The sequence below is a fragment of the Methylomicrobium album BG8 genome (genome assembly GCF_000214275.2).
GTDB classification, from domain to species: domain Bacteria; phylum Pseudomonadota; class Gammaproteobacteria; order Methylococcales; family Methylomonadaceae; genus Methylomicrobium; species Methylomicrobium agile.
The window spans coordinates 4,121,301-4,136,601 of record NZ_CM001475.1 but is presented as its reverse complement, the minus strand read 5'-3'; the positions used below and the strand labels follow the sequence as shown (position 1 = coordinate 4,136,601).

The window sequence follows — 15,301 nt, the reverse complement described above, 5'->3', positions numbered from 1 at the left end:
TCACTAAGATAAACCGGCACGGAGCGAGCGTCATGAAAGCTTTATGGAATAATGCGGTGATTGCCGACAGCGATGAGGTGATCAAGGTCGAGGGAAATTGTTATTTTCCGCCGGCTTCGGTGCATACCGAATTTCTGCGCGAAAGCGCCACTCATACTGTTTGTCCGTGGAAGGGCCAGGCGAGCTACTGCGACATCGTGGTGAACGGTGCGACCAACCCGGATGCCGCCTGGTACTATCCGGAACCGAAAGAGAAAGCTTCGTCCATAAAAAACTATATCGCTTTTTGGAAAGGCGTCGAGATCACCGCATGAAGGCGCATTGCGGAAGAGGGGGGCAATCCGCAGATGCTTCGTTTCGTTAAGGAGCCGCGTTATGGGCGAAAATTCCGAAAGCGTGTCCGGCCAGCTGGAAGCTTATTGCCGAGTGCGCCGCCAAAGCGAGATGCTGTGCAAACCGCTCACGGTGGAAGATTATGTCGTACAGACGATGCCCGACGTCAGCCCTCCGAAATGGCATCTTGCGCATGCCAGCTGGTTTTTCGAGACTTTCATTCTGGTGCCGTACGTTTCCGGCTACCGGCCGTTCGACGTCCGCTTCCACCCGCTTTTCAATTCGTACTATCAAGGCGTCGGAACCCCGTTTCCGAGGGACCGGCGCGGACTTTTGTCGCGTCCTTCCGTCGTCGACATTTATCGTTACAGGCGCCATGTCGATGAGGCGATGACCGAATTGATGGAGCGGCTGGATGATCGTGCTGAAAATCGGGACATCCACCTGCTGATCGAGCTGGGTTTGCATCATGAACAGCAGCACCAGGAACTCCTGTTAACCGACATTAAGCATATTCTTGGAAACAATCCGCTTGTGCCGGTCTATGCCGAAGACCGCTTTGCCGAAGAGGAGGAGGTGCCGGTGCCGTTGCGGTGGATCAAAGTGCAGGGCGGCGAAACCGCCGTGGGGCATGACGGCAACGGATTTTGTTTCGACAATGAACTGCCGCGCCATCGTATGCGGATGAATGAGTTTCTGCTGGCCAACCGCCTGGTGACCAATGTCGAATATCTCGAATTCATCGACGACGGCGGCTACGCCAATCCCTTGCTGTGGCTGGCCGACGGCTGGGCCTCGGTGCAGCGGGAAGGCTGGCAGGCCCCTTTGTACTGGCGAAAAATGGACGGCGCCTGGCGGTATTTCACGCTGGCGGGGGAAGAGCCGCTGACGGCTGAAGAGCCGGTCTGCCATGTCAGCTATTTCGAGGCGGACGCTTTTGCGACCTGGGCCGGTAAGCGTCTGCCTTCCGAAGAAGAATGGGAACATGCGGCTGGGACGGCAGGATTGTGGCCCGGAAATTACCTGGAATCCGGCCGATTCCGTCCGCAGGCCGCTCTAACAGGGGAGGGGGTCTTACAGCTTGGCGGCGATGTCTGGGAATGGACGCAAAGCGCTTACCGGCCTTATCCCGGCTTCCGGCCTTGGGCAAATGCGGTCGGCGAGTACAACGGCAAATTCATGTGCAGTCAGATGGTGCTGCGCGGCGGCTCTTGCGCCACGCCCGAAAGCCATATCCGCAAAAGTTACCGCAATTTTTTTTATCCGCATAACCGCTGGCAGTTTATGGGGATTCGCCTGGCTCAGGATACATGACGATGGCCTGCCTGCATTTTTACGATTTTCATCCGCCCTTGAGCGATTTTCAGGCGGAAATCCTGGCAGGGCTGAGCAGCCGGCAGAAAACGATCGCTCCGAAATTTTTTTACGATGCCGAAGGCTCGCAGCTGTTCGACCGGATTTGCGAACTGCCCGAATATTATCTGACGCGGACCGAAATCGGCCTGCTCGAACGGTATGGGGATCAGATCGCCGGCGCGGTCGGGCCGGAGGCGCTCCTATTCGAACTCGGCAGCGGCAGCAGCCGGAAAATCCGGTTATTGCTCGACGCGTTGCGGCCTGCTTCTTACGTGCCGATCGATATTTCGAAGCATCATTTGCGCGTTGCGGCCAATGCCCTTTTCTCGGATTATCCGTGGCTGGAGATCCATGCCGTTTGCGCCGATTACGCGGGGAGTTGGAATTTGCCGCCGGGCCTGGAAGGACAGCGGCGCATCGTATTTTTTCCGGGTTCCAGCATCGGCAATTTAACGCCCGGGGAGGCGGCCGCGCTGTTGAAGCGGATGGCCCGGCTGGTCGGCGACGGCGGCGGTTTGCTGATCGGCGTCGATCTGGTCAAGAATGTCGATGTGCTGGAAGCCGCCTATAATGACCGGCAGAAAGTGACCGAAGCGTTCAATAAAAATTTGCTGGTGCGTATCAATCGTGAATTGGACGCCGATTTTCGGATCGATCGTTTCGACCATCTCGCCTTTTATAATCCGGAACTCGACCGTATCGAAATGCACCTGGCGAGTCCTGAAGCGCAGTTGGTCCGGATAGCGGATCGAACGATCCGTATGGCGGCAGGAGAAACGATCCATACCGAAAATTCCCATAAATACAGCCTCGCAAGCTTCCGCCGCCTGGCTCTGCGGACGGGGTTCCGTCCGGGCAAAGTCTGGATCGACCCCGAAGGCTTGTTCAGCATCCATTACTTGAGCGCCTAGCGTTTCCGTTGCCGGCAATACCCTGCCCGCGGCGATTTTTTAATATAAGGCGCCTTTATCGTCTTCCGCTTCGCTCAGCATCATGTCGTCGCCGGCCATGCCGCTGATGCCTGCCGTGCCGAGCTTGATCATCAGGCGGACTTCGTTTCTCGAATCGGCCGAGCTCAAAGCGTCTTCGTAGCTGATTTTGCCTGCGACATACAGATCGTACAAGGCTTGGTCGAAGGTCTGCATGCCCTGTTCGCGCGATTGCTTCATCAGTTCCTTCAATTTGTGCACTTCGCCCTTGCGGATGTAATCCTTCGCCAGCGGCGTGTTGATCAGGATTTCGACCGCCGGATAGCGGCCTTTGCCGTCCGCACGTTTGATCAACTGCTGCGCGACGATCCCGCGCAGATTCAGCGACAGATCCATGAACAACTGCGGGTGCATGTCCTCGGGAAAAAAATGCAGAATCCGGTCGAGCGCCTGGTTCGCGTTGTTCGCATGCAGCGTCGACAGGCAGAGATGGCCGGTTTCGGCAAAGGTAATCGCATTCTGCATCGTTTCGCGGGTCCGGATTTCGCCGATCAGAATCACGTCGGGCGCTTGCCGCAGCGTATTCTTCAAGGCGACTTCGTACGATTCGGTATCGACGCCGACTTCGCGTTGGGTCACGATGCAACCCAGATGCGAATGCATAAACTCCATCGGGTCTTCGATGGTGATGATGTGGCCGCTGGAGTTCTGGTTGCGGTGCTTGATCAGCGCGGCCAGCGAAGTCGATTTACCGGTGCCGGTCCCGCCGACGAAGATCAACAGTCCGCGTTTTTCCATGATCAGCTCTTTCAGGATCAGCGGCAGGTGCAGTTCTTCGGCCGTGGGAATCACCGTTTCGATCCGGCGCAGGACCATGCCGGCGGCGTCGCGCTGCATGAAGGCGCTGACCCGGAAGCGGCCCAGATTGGGGACGCTGATCGCGAACTGGCATTCCTTGGTATGGTCGAACTCGTCCTTTTGCCGCTGGTTCATGATGCTCTGCACGATCTTCATCGACTGGTCGGGCATCAGCGGCGTTTTGGAGACCTCGACCATCGAGCCGTCCACCTTGATCGTCGGCGAGCGGCCTGCCGTGATGAACAGGTCGGAGGCTTTTTTTTGCACCATCAGTGCAAGCAATGCTTTGAAATCCATAAGTTTTTCTTCCGTCACGGTGGTAGCCGATTGAAAATGAGTTTGCCGCTCCCGCCTAGCGGAACATGTCTTTGTTGACCGCCCGGGTCATTGCGGTTTTCGAGGTGATCAGCCCCTTGTCGACCAGTTCCTTCAGATTCTGGTCGAGCGTCTGCATGCCGTCCTTGCGTCCGGTCTGGATCGCGGAATACATTTGCGCGACTTTCGCCTCGCGGATCAGGTTGCGGATTGCGGCGGTGCCGACCATGATCTCGTGCGCCGCGGTCCGGCCGCCGCCGACCTTTTTCAGCAGCGTCTGTGAAATGACCGCCTGCAGCGATTCGGACAGCATGGCGCGGATCATGTCTTTTTCCGCGGCCGGAAACACGTCGATGATCCGGTCGATCGTTTTCGCGGCGGAAGTCGTATGCAGCGTGCCGAATACCAGGTGACCCGTTTCGGCCGCGGTCAAGGCGAGCCGGATCGTTTCCAGGTCGCGCATTTCGCCGACCAGGATGATGTCCGGATCTTCCCGCAACGCCGAGCGCAGGGCCTCGTTGAAGCCGTGCGTGTCGCGGTGCACCTCGCGCTGGTTGATCAGCGATTTCTGGCTTTCGTGCACGAATTCGATCGGGTCCTCGACGGTCAGGATATGGGCGTAGTCGTTCGTGTTGATATGGTTGATCATCGCAGCCAGCGTGGTCGATTTGCCGGAACCGGTAGGGCCGGTGACCAGGATCAGGCCGCGCGGTTTGCGGGTGACTTCTTCGAAAAACTTCGGCGCCTTCAAGTCTTCGAGACTCAGGACTTTGGAAGGAATCGTCCGGAAAACGCCTGCCGCGCCGCGTTCCTGGTTGAACGCGTTGACCCGGAACCGCGCTACGCCGGGCAGCGCGAACGAAAAGTCGGTTTCGAGAAATTCCTCGTAATCGCGGCGCTGTTTGTCGTTCATGATGTCGTACATCAGCGCGTGCACCTGTTTGTGGTCGAGAGGCGGCACATTGATTCGGCGTATGTCGCCGTCGACCCGGATCATCGGCGGCAGTCCTGACGATAAATGTAAATCCGATGCATTGTTTTTGACCGAAAAAGCGAGCAGCTCGGCAATATCCATACTTTCCTCTGAATTCAAGCGGGTAAAATTGGTTGACCTGTTCCTAAAAGTAGTTCAACTCTTTGTTTTTTTAAAGGCGTGGTGTTTAATACTTGGCTCTCCCTGTTTTACTTCGACGCCAAAACATCATGATCAGCCGGAATCTGAACCTCGTCCGCCAGCAAATTCGGGAATATTGCCGCATCGCCAAGCGCCCGGAAGATTCGGTGCTGCTGCTCGCGGTCGGCAAAACCAAGCCCGCCGAGGACATTGCCGAAGCCTACCTGGCGGGGCAGCGCCATTTCGGCGAAAGTTACTGCCAGGAAGCGTTGAAAAAACAGGCCGAGCTTGGTGCCTACGACATTACTTGGCATTTTATCGGTCCGATCCAGTCGAACAAGACCAAGCTGTTGGCGGCGCATTTCGATTGGGTGCACAGCGTCGATTCGTTCAAAAACGCCAAACGGCTGAACGACCAGCGGCCGGCGCACTTGCCGCCGTTGAATGTGTGTTTGCAGGTGAATATCAGCGGCGAACAATCCAAATCGGGCGTCGAACTCGAAGAACTGCCGGCGCTGTGCGAACAGGTGGCGGATATGCCGCGTTTGAGGCTGCGCGGGGTGGTGGCGATTCCGGCGCCCGAAAGCGATTTCGAACGGCAGCGCTTGCCTTACCGAACGCTGGGTGACGCGGTAAAACGGCTGGGAAGAGCGGATCTCGATACGTTTTCGTTCGGAATGTCGGACGATTTAAAGGCCGCGATTCTGGAAGGCGCGACGATCGTTAGGATCGGGACGGCGCTGTTCGGCGCGCGCGGAGCGCGTTCCGCCTGATTTCAGGATCAGGCTCAGGTTGCCAGCGTGTCGAGCACGCCGATGATTTCCTCGCAGGCGATCGTTTTCTTGCCGGCGTTCAGAATGAAATCGGCCAGCGCCGTAATGGCCTGCCAGTGCGGGCGCTGGCTGATGAAATGATGGGCCGCCAGAAACAGTTCGCCAAGCTTTTGTTCTTTTTCGAGGGTTTCCAGGAGAAGGCAGTCCATGTATTCCTTCGCCAGCGCGACATCCGCCGCGCCGCCGTAAAAATGCAGCGCGTCGAGATTCACCAGGCGCGGATTGAAGATTTCGCCGTCGCATAACGCCACGTATCTGGCTTCGGCGAGCGGGCCGGCCAGAAAATTGACGATATCGGCCTCGAACGCAGCCCGGTAGGCATCCCGTTCGGACGGCGGCAGGCGCCGTGCGGCTTCGGTCAGCGAGGGCGGCAGCGTATGAATCAGCCGGCCGCCCTCGACCTTGGCGAAACAAGCCATCGTATCGGGAGCGGCATGGCGTGTCCGGCAGGGCCATTGTCCCTCGTGCACCACGTCTTTGATGATGATTTGGAAAAAAACCGGCGGCAGTTGCTTTTGTTTGTTGCCCAGATAAATCGCGGCCGCGTGTCCCGCTTCGTGAATCGCGGTTTGTTTTCTCAGCATCTCGGGATGCGTCGGAATCTTGTTTGATTTAAGCGTGTCGTAGCGTTTCATGTCGGCTCCTTTCAAAAAAAGCGCGGACCGGAAACCGGTCCGCGCCGAGTGAGGAAGGATGATAGCTTATGCTGTCTTACAGGCCTTGCAAAAGCTGGAGAAGAGTGTATCGGCATGGTATGTGTTAGAAAATGCGGCGAATTGACGCGCGGTAAAATGTCGCGGTTTTTGGCAAGGTTCTTGCTAAATTCATGGGTTTGTCTGGCAAAAATAAGCCATTATCAATGGGTTATATTGCGCTGTCTGGAGGAATTTGGGTGATTTGACCGACCGGGTGAGGCATATGACATAGTTTCTTTATTTATGATCGGAGGTAACCGGCAAGCCGATCTTCGCCGGGGCTGAATGAAGTTTTCGGCGCTCCGCAACGACTGCGGAGGCCGTTCGTTGGCAGAGCGGCGGTTTACCCCGGAAACAGCACCTGATGGCGGCGCATCAGGCTGGCGATATCTTTCCTATAGATGGTCTGGACGGGCAGGCCGAGGTCGGCCGGCTTCAGGCCGCGTTCTTCGAGCGATTCGAGTTCCGCATAGACGTGCTTTACATCGTAAATTTCGAGCGCACGGTAAATCGACGCGGTATCCTTCATCCCGAAATCGGCCGGCTGCTGGCCGTGTTTCAAATGGAAGACCGCATCGTCGAGCAGCAATACCGAAGCCGGCTGGTCGAAGGCGGCGGTCGTCAGCACGATGTCGAGCATTTCCTGGACGAAGGCGCCGCTGTGCGGCGGCCTGCGGAGAACGAATAAAAATTGCTTCATAAGGGATCAGCCGAAAACCAGGAAACGGTCCGCGTGCCGGATCGCCTCGACCAGTTGCCCGAGGCCGGCAATCCTAAAGCCCGGCGCCAGGTCGTCATCGTGTTTGCCTTGCCGATCGGCTTCGTCGCGGCACAGGAGCCCGCGCTTTTGCGCCGCCGAAATGCACAGCACCAGGTCGATCCGATGGCGTTCCGCCAAGGCGCTCCAGCAGGCGGTGCAGTCGAATTCGTCGTCGGGCGGCGTGGCATAGCGCAAGCCGTGATAGATGCCGTCATGGTAAAAAAATACCCTTGCTACTTCGTGCCCCATCGCGAGCGCGGCTTCGATGAACCGGTAAGCGGTGTGGCCGGCGTTCGAGGCATAAGGGCCGGCATTGATTTGTAGTGCGAATTTCATCAGTTTGATCGATTTTTTACCTTGTAGATTAACACAATCCGGCATGAGTAAAAATTCCGGGCAAACTTATCGGCAGCTTTTATGGTCTGAGGTTGTGCTGTCCTATGTAGGGTACGCTGCGCGTACCTTTTCCTGAGAGGCCGCTAGAGCATTTTCATATCGCGTATAAGGGCGCAATACCGTTAAGTCAAGCCGTCATCTCGGCATGGATTCATGCCAGGCTTTCCTGCCTGGCCCCCTTCGGGTCAATGCAAATCTGTTCCAGACAGATTTGTGCCGAGATCCAGATGACATGGATGTATTAGAAGTCGCCATCCTTGGCTTCTGGATTCCGGCAATCCTTGCCGGAATGACGAGTTTCCCTTAACTTAGCGGCACTTAAACCCGAAACGAAAATGCTCTAGCGACGTCCCCACTGTTTGAAAATTCTCCGCCAACATAAAATCATTCTCCCTGTCCGTCCCACTTTAAACGTTACGGACAGGATAAATATCCCGTCTGACATGCAGCGTTTGACTTGGCTAACAGTATCTACGTTTATTTTTCCGGCACGTCCCTTGTACAATAATCCTCTTTTTTAAAGTTTTTCGTCATTCCATGACTCCCAAAAAACGTTATATAGCGATATCGCTCGCCGTCTTATCGGCCGGCTTTGCCTGGTGGCTGTTGCCGTCAGGCATGGAAAAAGGCAGCGCATTGGCGCCCTCGACCGTTTATACCCGTTCGGCCGAAGCGGGAGGCACCGAAAACCCGTGCCCGAATGAACATCCCGAATGGCGCAAGGCGCAGACGATCGACGGCGTGAGCATCGACGAAGCGCTGTCCTGTGATCCGGACAATCCTTATGACATTGCGGCGGCGGTCAAAGGCACCAATAACGTATCGATGGCGACGCTGATGCAGACCCGGCTGGCCCAGGACGCGGTCGTCAAAAGCGACGATCTCGACGGTGACGGCGATCCGGATGTGATCCGGATCAAGCTCGAAGTGGTGGAACTGAACGGGGCCAGTCCCGACGGCGAATTCCTGATCAATACATTCGACATCGCGCCCGGCCTCAAGCCGGGACTCTGGGTGTTCGCGCCCAAATCGCAAGGCATGGCGCTGAAGAACTTTTTCACGATGCAGGCGAACCCGCTGCTGCGCGCGCCGTCGCCGACGATCCGGGTCGAGCAGGGCGACAAGGTGTTCGTCACGCTCGAAAACATCCACTACCTGCCGCACACGATCCATCTGCACGGCGTCGACCATCCGTTCATGACCGCCGCGGGCGAGGACAACGACGGCATGGAGGAGCATGCGGTGTTTCCGGGCGCAAGCCATACCTACGAAATGCAGCCGCGGCATGCCGGCACGATGCTGTATCACTGTCATGTGCAGACCGCGCAGCACATGATGATGGGGCTCAGCGGCATCTTCGTGGTCGAGGAAAACAAGCCGAACAACTGGGTGCAGACCTTCAATGTCGGTGCCGGCCAGGTCCGGCATCCGTCGGTGCAGGTGAAGGAAAACTACAATCGCGAGTTCGACTTGCTGTACCAGTCGCTCGACAAGAAGCTGTCATCGGTGATCCAGGAGGCGAACGACGTTCGCCTGATCGCGAAACGGATGAGCCGCGAATACAACATCACCGAATCCCATGAAAATTATTTCCTGTTGAACGGCCACTCCTTTCCTTATACGGTGCGCGACGGGCTGATCGCGACCGGCGAAAACGAGAAGGTCAAACTGCGCATCGCGAATGCGCAGCGTTCGCCGATCGCGCTGCACATTCACGGCCACAAGGTCACGGTGACCGCGACCGACGGCGCCGAGCGGCCCGAGGCGGCGCGCGAGACGCGCGACGTGCTGGACATCGCGCCCGCGCAGCGGCTCGACGTCGATCTCAAAACGGTCAACGACGGCCTGCACAGTTACGGGCCGGGTGTGTGGATGTTCCATGATCATGCCTCGAACGGCGAAACAACCGACGGCATGGAACCGGGCGGCAATATCTCGCTGCTCGGTTACCGGGCTTTTCTGGACGAGAAAGGCATGCCGAAAATGCACGGCGAAATGCTCGATGTCGCGTTCGACAAAAACTATTATGCGAAAAAACAGCCGCCTTGGGCAGAAGGTGATTTTACCGCGATGCTTGGCGAGCCGGGATTGATCGAGCCGAACGTGTTGAAGTTGGTTGCCTTCGGCCTGGCGGGCGGCGCGGCAATCGGATTTGCCGTCTATCTGATTTTTACCGGCTACCGGAACCGTAAATCATGAAAGTCGTGAAAATAACAACGTTTGCCGCCGCTTTGTGGCTGCTCGGCATTTCAGGATGGCCCGTCCATGCCGAAATGATGCATCACCCAGGCATGATGATGGATGAAACCGGCATGATCATGAACGCGAATCCGGACCGGCTGCCGCGCGATTGTCCGCAGATTTCCGAAACGGTCGAACTGACGATCCGCGCCGGCCACGAACATGCGAAAAAGTTTCCGGGCCGGATGTTCGCTTACGACCGGCAGGAGTGGAACGTCAAACCCTGCGCGAAGATCAACATCACCTTCATCAACGACGACCATGTCCGGCATCAGATGATGATCCACGGCCTGCCGGGTTACCTTTACCCCGAAGGCATGCTGCACCTGGAACTGTTCGGGCATGGGCAATTGAAAGCCTCGATGATCGTGCCGAGCCGGAAAAAGACTTACCTGGTGCACTGCGAATTGCCGCAGCATCAGGAAAAAGGCATGAAAGCGCAATTGAAGGTCGACGGCGGCGACGGCGATTTGCCGAGCATTCCCGGCCTGACCGATCCGGTCAGGGCCGATCTGTATCCGGTCGACTGGAACCGCCAGCATATCGGCATGGTGCTGTTCAGCATCCTGATCGGCACGCTCGCACCGTTGTTATTGCGATTGCGCATCGGCAAGAAATGAGGCCGAAAATAACAAACATGGCTACCTCGTCTTGCCGGAACTGGGCACATAGATGGTGCAGCGCAATCCTCCAATCAAAAACTTTTACCGAGATAGAAACCCGGCACAAACATCGGTATACGGCGATGACATTGATGGACAGGTTAGAGAAAAACTTAAAAATTTATTCGGTGGGGCTTGAGTTTTGGGAGCCTCATGCCGGCGACACGTTTTTGCTAATCGATCATAGGCGTTTTTTACAGAATCACTTGGACGATTTGAGCGCAGAACAAACACGCCGGTTGCGCGTGGCCGACGGCAGGGTATTGGATTTTGCGAGCCGAGACTATGCCGAAGTTACCGGGGACGTTGAAGTACTTGGAACGCTTGTCGAGCTGCTGACACCACAGGATAAAGAATGAAATTACTCGCGGTGGAGACCGCCACCGAAGCGTGTTCGGCCGCGCTTTACCTCGACGGGGAAGTGATCGAGCGTTATCAGGTATCGCCAAGGGATCATGCCCAATTGATTCTGCCGATGGTCGACGGGTTGATGCGCGAGGCGGGATTGAAGCTTGCCGATCTCGACGCGCTGGCCTTCGGGCGCGGGCCGGGCTCCTTTACCGGCGTGCGGATCGCGACCGGCGTGATTCACGGCATCGCCCTGGGCGGTGATTTGCCGGTCGTGCCGGTTTCGACGCTGGCGGCGGTCGCGCAGGCGTTTTTCGATCGGAACGGCGATCGCTGCGGTACCGCCTTTACCGCAATGGATGCCCGGATGGGCGAAATCTATTTTGCGGTTTACCGGCGGGAGGCCGCCGGCTTTGCCGAACTGATCGGCGAGGAAACGGTGACCCCGGCCGAATCGATCGTCTTTCCGGACGTTTCGGGTGCCGGGATCGGTACCGGTTGGGGGCCTTACCGGGATGCGTTGGCGGGCAGGCTGTTCGGCTGCGTCGATTTGATCGAAACGGACAACCTGCCGCGCGCGGGCGCGGTCGCCCGCCTGGGCGCGCGCGGTTACGCGCAGGGCCTGGCGGTCGATGTCGAAGACGCGCAGCCGGTTTACTTGCGCAACAAAGTCGCTAAGAAAGAATCGGAACGTTGAGGGAGGCGGCCGAAAAGCTTTCTGGATCATTAATACGGTATAATGACGCCTTAGTTCAATGCCTTCCTAAAACATGGCCCAGTTTTTTGAGATCCACCCCGAAACCCCGCAGTTGCGTCTGATTCATCGCGCGGTGGAGATTATCCGCCAGGGCGGCGTGATCGTCTATCCGACCGATTCTTCGTACGCGCTCGCCTGCCAGATCGGCGACAAGGCGGCCCTGGACAAGATCCGCCGGATCCGCCAGCTGGACGATAAGCATAATTTCACGCTGGTCTGCAAGGACTTGGCACAAGTCTCCAATTTCACGAAAATCGGCAACGATGCCTACCGGATGATCAAGGCGCTGACGCCGGGGCCGTTTACTTTCATTCTGGATGCGACCCGGGAAGTGCCGCGCCGTCTGCAGCATCCGAAAAAGAAAACGGTCGGCATCCGGATTCCGCAGCATCCGATTGCGTTGACGCTGGTCGCCGAGCTTGAAGAGCCTTTGTTTACGACCAGTCTGTTATTGCCCGGAATGAGCGAGCCGCTGACCGATCCTTTCGATATCCGGAAGCGTCTGGAGCGCGAAATCGAACTGGTGATCGATGCGGGGATTATCGAATACCGCGAAACCACGATCATTGAATTTTCGAACAACGGTCCCGAGATCGTCCGGCAGGGCATCGGTATCGCGCCGATGCTGATTTAACCGAGGATATTGAATATGATGAACGAATTGTCGCTGGTTCAGCGGATCGTGGTCTGGATTCTGCCGGTGATCTTCGCGATCACCGTGCATGAGGTCGCGCACGGCTGGGTGGCGAGAAAATGCGGCGATAACACCGCGTATATGCAGGGCCGGCTGACTCTGAACCCGATGAAGCACATCGACTGGTTCGGTACCGTGATTTTGCCGGGACTGCTGCTCCTGACCGGTACGGGCTTCATTTTCGGCTGGGCCAAACCGGTGCCGGTCGACGCGAGAAATTTCAAGAATCCGCGCAAGGACATGGCCTGGGTCGCGCTGGCGGGGCCGGTTTCCAACCTGTTGATGGCGGTCGGCTGGGCGCTATTGGCGCGGCTGGGCGTCCTGATCGGTACCGAGTCGATTTCATTGCCGCTGATCTATACCGGCATTGCCGGCATTTCGATCAATCTGGTGCTGGCCCTGATCAATCTGTTGCCGATTCCGCCGCTGGACGGCAGCCGGGTAGTCACCGGCATCTTGCCGAATTACTGGGCCTGGCAGTACAACCGCCTCGAACGCTACGGCTTCATCATCCTTTTAGTGCTGCTTTATACCCGGATACTGAATTTGATTCTGGAATATCCCATGTATCTTGCGCAACAATTGTTTTTCTCCATCGCCGGCATCTGATGCGTATGCTTAGGCCGGACGGTGATTGAGCGATGAACGACTTGAGCCACGAGTTCGTGCCGGAACGCGCCGCGGTGATTGCGATCGTCAACGGCGAGCCGATCGAGCAATTGCCGGACGACCTTTACATTCCGCCGAACGCGCTGGAAGTATTCCTCGAACTGTTCGAGGGGCCGCTGGATTTGCTGCTGTACCTGATCCGGCGGCAGAATCTCGATATCGTCGAAGTGTCGATCGCCAAGGTTACGCAGCAGTACATTTCCTATATCCAGATGATGACCGAAATCAATCTGGAACTGGCCGCCGAATACCTGGTGATGGCGGCGCTGCTCGCGGAAATCAAATCGCGGATGCTGCTGCCACGGCCTCAGGAAACGGAAGAAGACGAGGAAGATCCCCGGGCGACGTTGATCCGCCGCCTGCAGGAATATGAAGCGATCAAAAAGGCGGCCGAAGAGATCGACAAAATGCCGAGGCTGGAGCGCGAGCTTTTCACCTGTGCGGCCGATACTTCGAACCTGACTTTCGAAAAGAAACTGCCCGACGTGACGATGAAAGAGCTGCTGTTCGCGTTGCAGCAGGTGATGAAGCGGGCCGAACAGTTCAGTCACCACCATGTGAAGCTGGAGCCGCTGTCGGTCCGCGAGCGCATGTCGGCGATCCTCGACACCCTGAAACATGTCGAAAGCCTACGTTTTACCGAAATCTTCTTCCGCAAAGAGGGACGCCCCGGCGTATTGGTCGCCTTTTTGGCGATTCTCGAACTTGCCAAGGAAGGGTTGATCGAGATCATTCAATCCGAGCCTTTCGACGAAATCCGGGTTCGCGGCGCTGCCGCGGCGATGCCGAACTGAAACGTCGCACTCTCATGGAAATTCAATCGATTGTAGAAGCCATTCTGTTTGCCGCGAACCGGCCGATGACCTGCAAGGACATCCGGCAGGTCTTCCCCGAGATCGAGCAGCCCGAACTTGCCGAGATTCAGGCGGCGGTCGACGCGGTGGCGGAAGATTACCGGTCCCGTCCGATCGAGTTGCAGCAGGTCGCCAGCGGCTACCGTTTTCAGGTTCGGCAGGAACTGTCGCGCTGGGTTCAGCGCCTGTTCGAAGAGAAGCCGCCGCGCTATTCGCGCGCCCTGCTCGAAACGCTGGCGATCATCGCCTACCGGCAGCCGGTCACGCGCGGCGACATCGAGGACATCCGCGGCGTCAGCGTCAGTTCCGGGATCATCCAGACGCTGCTCGAACGCGAATGGATCCGGGTGGTCGCCCATAAAGAAGTACCGGGCCGGCCGGGATTGTACGGCACGACCCAACAGTTTCTGGATTATTTCAATATCCAATCATTAAGCGAAATGCCGACGCTGGAGCAGATACAGGAGCTCGATCCGGCGCCGGAAGTCATCCCAGCCCCCGAACAGGAAGCCAGTGAAAAACAGGAAATCCGAGAAGAATCCGCCGAAAACCGGGAAGCATCCTTCGAAACCGAACCGGATGCCTCCGAAAGCGGAGCAGAAGCCGCCGAAGCCGTTCCGGAAACCGGCGCCTGAGATCCGGCCGAAAACCGCCGCGGCCGCGCCGGACGAGGGCGCGGGCGAGCGCATTCAAAAAGTTCTTGCGCGCGGCGGCGTCGCTTCGCGCCGGGAAATCGAACGCTGGATGCAGGAAGGCCGGGTGACGGTCAACGGCGCGGTCGCGGAATTGGGCACGCGCCTGCGTTCGGGCGATCACCTGCAAATCAACGGCCGCTATGTCGACTGGCAGAAGTTCGATCGGCAGCCGACCCGCGTGCTGCTTTACCACAAGCCGGCCGGCGAAGTCGTCACGCGCCGCGACCCGGAAGGCCGGCCGGTCATTTTTACGCAATTGCCGAAACTGGCGACCGCGCGCTGGATTGCGGTCGGGCGGCTCGACATCAATACGTCGGGGCTGCTCCTGGTCACCAACAACGGCGAACTGGCCAACCGGCTGATGCATCCGAAAACCCGGATCGAACGCGAATACGCGGTGCGCATTTTGGGCGAAGTGTCCGAGGCGGCGATGGAGAAATTGAAACAGGGCGTCGAGCTCGAAGACGGTTTGGCCAAGTTCGACGAGGTTCGTTTTTACGCCGGCGAGGGCGCGAACAAATGGTACTATGTGACGGTCACCGAAGGCCGCAACCGTCTGGTCCGCCGCTTGTGGGAATCGCAGCAGGTGGTCGTGAGCCGGCTGATGCGGGTCCGCTACGGGCCGGTCGTGCTGCCCGAGCGGTTGAAGGCGCATTCGTTTTACGAGCTGTCGGACAAGGAACTGGATACCTTGTTTGAATTCGCCGGGCTGCCGAGAGACAGTTTTCCGGCTCAGCCGAAAGATGCTTCCAAAAACGCCAGGGCCGGCAAAAAATAATCTTTCTGTCAGTT

General features: G+C 57.5%; 18 protein-coding genes. 13 read left to right on the top strand and 5 right to left on the bottom strand.

Translation table 11 applies throughout. The features are described 5' to 3' along the window. Nucleotides 1-32: 32 nt before the first annotated feature. The 3 genes from METAL_RS18050 (at nucleotide 33) to egtD (ending at nucleotide 2,600) form a co-directional block, all read left to right on the top strand. Nucleotides 33-314, top strand: a complete 282-nt coding sequence (locus METAL_RS18050) for a DUF427 domain-containing protein (protein ID WP_005374667.1) — start codon at nucleotides 33-35, stop codon at nucleotides 312-314. A 61-nt stretch (nucleotides 315-375) separates the two neighbouring features. Continuing rightward, entirely contained in the window at nucleotides 376-1,647 is a 1,272-nt protein-coding gene (gene egtB / locus METAL_RS18045) for an ergothioneine biosynthesis protein EgtB (protein WP_005374666.1), read from the top strand. Then, nucleotides 1,644-2,600 (top strand): L-histidine N(alpha)-methyltransferase, encoded by a 957-nt coding sequence (gene egtD, locus METAL_RS18040; RefSeq protein WP_040578384.1) that lies wholly within the window; start codon nucleotides 1,644-1,646, stop codon nucleotides 2,598-2,600. The genes egtB and egtD overlap by 4 nt, the downstream gene beginning before the upstream one ends. A gap of 39 nt (nucleotides 2,601-2,639) precedes the next feature. Here the strand turns inward: egtD and METAL_RS18035 are convergent, their stop codons facing one another. After that, the gene (locus METAL_RS18035) at nucleotides 2,640-3,773 is read right to left on the bottom strand and encodes a PilT/PilU family type 4a pilus ATPase (protein WP_005374664.1); all 1,134 of its coding nucleotides are present in this window, start codon (nucleotides 3,771-3,773) and stop codon (nucleotides 2,640-2,642) included. 55 nt (nucleotides 3,774-3,828) lie between these two features. Then, a complete protein-coding gene (locus tag METAL_RS18030) occupies nucleotides 3,829-4,866 on the bottom strand; it encodes a type IV pilus twitching motility protein PilT (protein WP_005374662.1) in 1,038 nt (345 codons plus the stop codon). A 128-nt stretch (nucleotides 4,867-4,994) separates the two neighbouring features. Here METAL_RS18030 and METAL_RS18025 point away from each other — a divergent pair, with 128 nt between their 5' ends. After that, nucleotides 4,995-5,678, top strand: coding sequence for a YggS family pyridoxal phosphate-dependent enzyme (locus tag METAL_RS18025; protein WP_005374661.1), 684 nt, complete (start codon nucleotides 4,995-4,997; stop codon nucleotides 5,676-5,678). Between the two features lie 14 nt (nucleotides 5,679-5,692). Here METAL_RS18025 and METAL_RS18020 read toward each other — a convergent pair whose 3' ends face one another. The 3 genes from METAL_RS18020 to tusD form a co-directional block, all read right to left on the bottom strand. Beyond that, a complete protein-coding gene (locus tag METAL_RS18020) occupies nucleotides 5,693-6,373 on the bottom strand; it encodes a hypothetical protein (protein WP_005374660.1) in 681 nt (226 codons plus the stop codon). 403 nt (nucleotides 6,374-6,776) lie between these two features. Then, nucleotides 6,777-7,133, bottom strand: a complete 357-nt coding sequence (gene tusC, locus METAL_RS18015; protein ID WP_005374659.1) for a sulfurtransferase complex subunit TusC — start codon at nucleotides 7,131-7,133, stop codon at nucleotides 6,777-6,779. A gap of 6 nt (nucleotides 7,134-7,139) precedes the next feature. Continuing rightward, nucleotides 7,140-7,529, bottom strand: coding sequence for a sulfurtransferase complex subunit TusD (gene tusD / locus METAL_RS18010; protein WP_040578594.1), 390 nt, complete (start codon nucleotides 7,527-7,529; stop codon nucleotides 7,140-7,142). Between the two features lie 597 nt (nucleotides 7,530-8,126). Between tusD and METAL_RS18005 the strand changes: the two genes are divergently transcribed. The 9 genes from METAL_RS18005 to rluB all read left to right on the top strand — a co-directional run bounded on the left by METAL_RS18005 (nucleotide 8,127) and on the right by rluB (nucleotide 15,287). Then, nucleotides 8,127-9,788: a multicopper oxidase domain-containing protein gene (locus tag METAL_RS18005; protein ID WP_005374657.1), complete on the top strand. Its 1,662-nt coding sequence runs from the start codon at nucleotides 8,127-8,129 to the stop codon at nucleotides 9,786-9,788. After that, nucleotides 9,785-10,450, top strand: a complete 666-nt coding sequence (locus METAL_RS18000; protein ID WP_005374656.1) for a hypothetical protein — start codon at nucleotides 9,785-9,787, stop codon at nucleotides 10,448-10,450. Before METAL_RS18005 ends, METAL_RS18000 begins: the two co-directional genes overlap by 4 nt. Before the next feature lie 125 nt (nucleotides 10,451-10,575). After that, complete coding sequence (locus METAL_RS17995; RefSeq protein ID WP_005374655.1) at nucleotides 10,576-10,851, top strand: hypothetical protein; 276 nt, start codon at nucleotides 10,576-10,578, stop codon at nucleotides 10,849-10,851. Next, nucleotides 10,848-11,537, top strand: a complete 690-nt coding sequence (tsaB, locus tag METAL_RS17990) for a tRNA (adenosine(37)-N6)-threonylcarbamoyltransferase complex dimerization subunit type 1 TsaB (protein ID WP_005374654.1) — start codon at nucleotides 10,848-10,850, stop codon at nucleotides 11,535-11,537. Before METAL_RS17995 ends, tsaB begins: the two co-directional genes overlap by 4 nt. Nucleotides 11,538-11,610: 73 nt before the next feature. Then, a complete protein-coding gene (locus METAL_RS17985; protein WP_005374653.1) occupies nucleotides 11,611-12,231 on the top strand; it encodes an L-threonylcarbamoyladenylate synthase in 621 nt (206 codons plus the stop codon). 15 nt (nucleotides 12,232-12,246) lie between these two features. Beyond that, nucleotides 12,247-12,900, top strand: a complete 654-nt coding sequence (locus METAL_RS17980) for a site-2 protease family protein (RefSeq protein WP_005374652.1) — start codon at nucleotides 12,247-12,249, stop codon at nucleotides 12,898-12,900. Between the two features lie 32 nt (nucleotides 12,901-12,932). Next, entirely contained in the window at nucleotides 12,933-13,754 is an 822-nt protein-coding gene (locus tag METAL_RS17975) for a segregation and condensation protein A (protein ID WP_005374651.1), read from the top strand. A 14-nt stretch (nucleotides 13,755-13,768) separates the two neighbouring features. Further along, entirely contained in the window at nucleotides 13,769-14,449 is a 681-nt protein-coding gene (scpB, locus tag METAL_RS17970) for an SMC-Scp complex subunit ScpB (protein ID WP_005374650.1), read from the top strand. Then, nucleotides 14,394-15,287 carry a 23S rRNA pseudouridine(2605) synthase RluB gene (gene rluB / locus METAL_RS17965; protein ID WP_005374649.1) on the top strand — a complete coding sequence of 298 codons (894 nt, stop codon included), beginning with the start codon at nucleotides 14,394-14,396 and terminating at the stop codon, nucleotides 15,285-15,287. Before scpB ends, rluB begins: the two co-directional genes overlap by 56 nt. Nucleotides 15,288-15,301 lie beyond the last annotated feature (14 nt).

What these genes read in the sequence shown, in the direction of transcription:
- METAL_RS18005 (WP_005374657.1), top strand. Translation starts at nt 8,127, where the DNA reads ATGACTCCCAAAAAACGTTATATAGCGATATCGCTCGCCGTCTTATCG.
- scpB (WP_005374650.1), top strand. Translation starts at nt 13,769, where the DNA reads ATGGAAATTCAATCGATTGTAGAAGCCATTCTGTTTGCCGCGAACCGG.
- METAL_RS18030 (WP_005374662.1), bottom strand. Translation starts at nt 4,866, where the DNA reads ATGGATATTGCCGAGCTGCTCGCTTTTTCGGTCAAAAACAATGCATCG.
- egtB (WP_005374666.1), top strand. Translation starts at nt 376, where the DNA reads ATGGGCGAAAATTCCGAAAGCGTGTCCGGCCAGCTGGAAGCTTATTGC.
- METAL_RS18020 (WP_005374660.1), bottom strand. Translation starts at nt 6,373, where the DNA reads ATGAAACGCTACGACACGCTTAAATCAAACAAGATTCCGACGCATCCC.
- tusD (WP_040578594.1), bottom strand. Translation starts at nt 7,529, where the DNA reads ATGAAATTCGCACTACAAATCAATGCCGGCCCTTATGCCTCGAACGCC.
- METAL_RS17985 (WP_005374653.1), top strand. Translation starts at nt 11,611, where the DNA reads ATGGCCCAGTTTTTTGAGATCCACCCCGAAACCCCGCAGTTGCGTCTG.
- METAL_RS17975 (WP_005374651.1), top strand. Translation starts at nt 12,933, where the DNA reads ATGAACGACTTGAGCCACGAGTTCGTGCCGGAACGCGCCGCGGTGATT.
- rluB (WP_005374649.1), top strand. Translation starts at nt 14,394, where the DNA reads ATGCCTCCGAAAGCGGAGCAGAAGCCGCCGAAGCCGTTCCGGAAACCG.
- METAL_RS18000 (WP_005374656.1), top strand. Translation starts at nt 9,785, where the DNA reads ATGAAAGTCGTGAAAATAACAACGTTTGCCGCCGCTTTGTGGCTGCTC.
- tusC (WP_005374659.1), bottom strand. Translation starts at nt 7,133, where the DNA reads ATGAAGCAATTTTTATTCGTTCTCCGCAGGCCGCCGCACAGCGGCGCC.
- METAL_RS17995 (WP_005374655.1), top strand. Translation starts at nt 10,576, where the DNA reads ATGACATTGATGGACAGGTTAGAGAAAAACTTAAAAATTTATTCGGTG.
- tsaB (WP_005374654.1), top strand. Translation starts at nt 10,848, where the DNA reads ATGAAATTACTCGCGGTGGAGACCGCCACCGAAGCGTGTTCGGCCGCG.
- METAL_RS18050 (WP_005374667.1), top strand. Translation starts at nt 33, where the DNA reads ATGAAAGCTTTATGGAATAATGCGGTGATTGCCGACAGCGATGAGGTG.
- egtD (WP_040578384.1), top strand. Translation starts at nt 1,644, where the DNA reads ATGACGATGGCCTGCCTGCATTTTTACGATTTTCATCCGCCCTTGAGC.
- METAL_RS18025 (WP_005374661.1), top strand. Translation starts at nt 4,995, where the DNA reads ATGATCAGCCGGAATCTGAACCTCGTCCGCCAGCAAATTCGGGAATAT.
- METAL_RS18035 (WP_005374664.1), bottom strand. Translation starts at nt 3,773, where the DNA reads ATGGATTTCAAAGCATTGCTTGCACTGATGGTGCAAAAAAAAGCCTCC.
- METAL_RS17980 (WP_005374652.1), top strand. Translation starts at nt 12,247, where the DNA reads ATGATGAACGAATTGTCGCTGGTTCAGCGGATCGTGGTCTGGATTCTG.